1 protein-coding gene is annotated in these 2,031 nt (G+C 54.0%); it reads right to left on the bottom strand.

The window, feature by feature from the left end; genetic code table 11:
* Positions 1-602 precede the first annotated feature (602 nt).
* On the bottom strand, positions 603-1,727 hold the full coding sequence (locus DW823_RS09585) for an aminotransferase (RefSeq protein WP_118082042.1): 1,125 nt from the start codon (positions 1,725-1,727) through the stop codon (positions 603-605).
* Positions 1,728-2,031: the final 304 nt, after the last annotated feature.

Genomic DNA, 2,031 nt, shown 5'->3' with positions numbered 1-2,031 from the left:
GGCACGTGCAGACCTTTCGTCATGGCCTCCTACCTTTCTTTCGGGCCCCTGTCAGGGCCGATTCGTTAGCGCCCCTCCGTGTGAGGCGTTATTGCTGACGACATATTTATATCCAAAATCAATCCATACTTCCACCTCGCCCCCGAACGGTTTTATATGAGGGGTGAACGGCATACACATATACTTCACGCATGGCATACTTTGATTAAATAAAGTGGATTTACGTGCTTAAACGCTTTTTAACCGCAGGATCAATTGAAACTAACCTTTGTTAAACCACCCCCAAATTGCATATTTCACGCAACGATATGAATATAATTCGCAATTCTCGCTGTGTCTCAACCATTTTGATTTTTATTCAGAAAAAAGTGCGTCCTATTCATTTTTGACAAACAGATTACCGTTTACCAGACGTTGGATACCGTTCACCGGAAGCTCAGTATAAGGCCCATCGAATACCCGATCGATCTTGCGTCTCCATTTGTAACAACTTGACTTTTTCGGCAGCAAAGACAAACAGACCCGTTCCCCAAAAGGGAGCGGGTCTGCATTCGGTACACCTAGGGTCCAGCAAGGTTTAGGCCTTCGAGAACCTCAAGGGACTAGCGATCGAGCTCGGCCAGTGCCTCGCCCAGAAGCCTCAGGCCCTCGCGAAGAACATCTTCGCTCGCGCAGTAGCCCAGGCGCGCTCCGCAGGGAAGCTCAAAACGGCTACCGGGGACCAACAGCACTCCCCTATCGGCCAGCAGGCGCTTGCAGAACTCCTCGTCATCCTCGGGAATATCCAGCTGGATAAACGAGGTTGACACGCCCTGCGGGGCCGTCCAAGAGACACGCTGCTGCGTATCGATCCAAGCCTGTGCGATATCTCGGTTACCAAACACGATCTTGCGGTTGCGCTCGAGAATCTTGTCCTTGTGCTCGAGCACGTAGGTCGCCAAAGCATCGTTAAACACGCCACTGCAGATCATGGTGTAGTCGCGGTAGGTGCGGATGCGGTTGGACACCTCTTCATCCGCAACGACCCAGCCCACGCGGGCTGCAGGCGTCGAATAGGTCTTGGACACCGAGTTGGTGACAATGGCCCTCTCGTACACGTCTGCCATCGACATAAAGGACTCGGTGTTCTCGAGCGGCAGATACACCTCGTCGCACAGCACGTAGGCGCCCACCGAGCGGGCAATCTCGGCAATCTGCCCGAGCATGTCTGCATCGAGCACCGTACCGATGGGGTTCGATGCGTTATTGATGCAGATAAGCTTGGTATTGGGGCGAACGAGGCGCTTGAGCTGTTCGATATCGGGTTTCCATCCGAGCTCCTCGCGAAGCTCCCAATACTCGACCTCGGCACCAAGCGTACGCGGGATCTCATAGAGCGGCGCATAGGTAGGCCACTCGGCAATCACGTGATCGCTGGGCCCGACAACGGCAATGATGGCGTTGAGGTTGGCGCCCGTGCAGCCATTGGTCTGCAGAATGTGATCGGGATTGACCTCGCAACGATACAGCTTGGCGACCTCGGCCTTAAACTCCGGCGAACCCTCGATCCAGCCGTAGTTCATCTTCTCGCGATCCAGACGCTCGTAGAACGTAGCGCCGTCCTGCTCGTCGAGCGCGCGAAGCTCGCCCATGGTCAGCGACGAAATCGTCGACTGGGCAATGTCCCACGTAGCGCTCTTCTCCCAAACGTTGAGCCATTCCTCAACGCCAATTGTCTTGATATCCATGACTAAGCTCCAATCGCTAGAACACGGGGATGATGCCGGCAAAGGTCATGGGAATCGAGATGATGCCCAAAAGACAAAGAAGCCGACACCGTTGGGGTATCAACGTGACCGCCTCTAGACATAATGGACACCTTATCTGATGCTAATTTAACTTATTAGACAAGAATGGGGCGGTGCGAAAAACCCGCACCGCCCCATTGGGAGACATCTAATGGCAGCTAGATGTTTGTATTAAGACCCGTACGGTCTATGAAAACCTTAGAGGTCCTCGCGCCAGAAGGGCATGCTCATGCAGCGCGGGCCG

The organism is Collinsella sp. AM34-10 (assembly GCF_003469185.1).
GTDB lineage: Bacteria > Actinomycetota > Coriobacteriia > Coriobacteriales > Coriobacteriaceae > Collinsella.
This window is presented reverse-complemented; position numbering and strand designations above follow the sequence as displayed.

Coding starts and splice junctions, on each gene's coding strand:
- DW823_RS09585 (WP_118082042.1), bottom strand. CDS start 1,727: ATGGATATCAAGACAATTGGCGTTGAGGAATGGCTCAACGTTTGGGAG.